Here is a 252-nt window from a genome sequence, read left to right as displayed (position 1 = left end):
AGAGTAAAGCCCACACCTTGCTTGGGCGAGTGCTTCACCTTGAATTCAGTAGGGTCCCCATACGGTGCTGCCGCAATAGTGAGCTTGGTGAAGTCCAGATCCTCGTTGCGGACACAGATTTTGATCGCATTGACAGCCTTGTTGACGTCAGGGCAGAGGCAAAAGATGTTCAGCCGGAAATTGCCGATCTCCGAGCGATCCACCCCTCCAAGGCCACGCCAGGCGAGCTCCCCTGTGAGGGCAGCTTTGGCT

At 56.3% G+C, this 252-nt stretch carries 1 protein-coding gene; it reads right to left on the bottom strand.

Features of this window, described 5'->3' with window-relative positions; all coding sequences use genetic code 11:
- The coding region (locus tag SB679_RS25480) for a hypothetical protein (protein ID WP_410705142.1) at positions 1 to 252 on the bottom strand (252 nt) is incomplete at both ends.

This window comes from Chryseobacterium sp. SIMBA_029 (assembly GCF_046535275.1).
Lineage (GTDB): Bacteria > Bacteroidota > Bacteroidia > Flavobacteriales > Weeksellaceae > Chryseobacterium.
This window is presented reverse-complemented; position numbering and strand designations above follow the sequence as displayed.